The organism is Rickettsia endosymbiont of Culicoides newsteadi, from assembly GCF_002259525.1.
Classification (GTDB): domain Bacteria; phylum Pseudomonadota; class Alphaproteobacteria; order Rickettsiales; family Rickettsiaceae; genus Tisiphia.
The window spans coordinates 1-1272 of record NZ_MWZE01000159.1 but is presented as its reverse complement, the minus strand read 5'-3'; the positions used below and the strand labels follow the sequence as shown (position 1 = coordinate 1272).

The window sequence follows — 1272 nt, the reverse complement described above, 5'->3', positions numbered from 1 at the left end:
TCATTCCCGCGTAGGCGGGAATCTAGACCCCTGCTTACGCATAAGCGTTAGTTTAAGAAAACAATAATTGAGAAACCGTCATTGCGAGGAAGACCTTAGGTCGACGAAGCAATCCACAAAAGTAACCAAAGATGGATTGCCACGACCTACTTGCGTGGTCTCGCAATGACAGAAAACCTATCTAAAACCCGCTTTACCTTCTAACTTTCAACAGTTGTGCTTTAGACCCCTGCTTACGCAGGGGTGACATCTTAGAAGCATTGTCATTCCCGCGTAGGCGGGAATCTAGACCCCTGCTTACGCAGGGTGACATTAAAGTAAGCAGGGGGGACACTAAGGTAATTAGCGACTTATACCTATGCTATTACTGAACATGAATCTTCAGTTTCTGTTGCACCTAATAAATCTTTTATCCCATCTGTATAACCGTTATCATTAATTGGGATGATTTGATCTACTATCTTCAATAAACTCAGCTCATCACAATTTTTAAGTTCTACGTCTAATGTCTCTTTTGTTTTATTTTTATTATAACATTGTTTTAGTTTATGGAGAGCGTATGCAATAACTGCAGTAGTAACTACCACTGCAGCTGTTTCAGCTATAGGTGCAACTACTTTGTTCCACAACCATCCTTGATCTTCAGCGGAAGGGGTAGTTTGGTCTTGTGGTGCTGTTGGCGTAGAAGATTCTACCTGAGTAGTGTTTTTTGCTATAGCTTCTGTAATTAAAGAGGCAATAAATGCTTCGGTAATTTCTTCCGGTGGGGTAGAAGCTTCTGTAATTAAAGAGGTAAGAGAGGTTTCAGTAATTTTTTCCGGCGTAGTAGAAGTTGCTGTGCTAGAAGCTTCGTTAGAGGTGGAAGAAGTTGGTTCAATAGTAGTGGTTTCCACTAATTTTCTTAATAAATTATTCATATCTATAGCAAATTGGTTATTCGGCTCTTCCTGAAGAGCAAGCTCGATCTCTGTCATAGCCTCTGTAAATTGTTTACTTTGATAAAGATTAGTAGATTCCTTATAGTGGGAGTAAAACGGGGTTAATGGTTCATTGCCGCTAAGTTTCTCTGAGTGCATAACGGAGTTTTTGCTTGGATATAAGCCTTCGCTAGGGCGGTATTGATATCCCAATCTTACTTCTCCATCATTGAGAGGTGTTACTTCTGTAATAAATAAATTATATGCACTCACGTCAATTCGGGATAAGGGATAAGAAAAAATAAAGGAGATATAGGAGTTGCAAGGAGTTAATGCCTGTGATAAATGTTTTTTT

General features: G+C 39.5%; 1 protein-coding gene. It reads right to left on the bottom strand.

The genetic code is table 11. The annotated features are described in order from the left end of the window. Nucleotides 1-356: 356 nt before the first annotated feature. Nucleotides 357-1272, bottom strand: a 916-nt coding sequence (locus tag RiCNE_RS07655) for a hypothetical protein (protein WP_204839970.1), incomplete at its 5' end; no start/stop codon positions are given.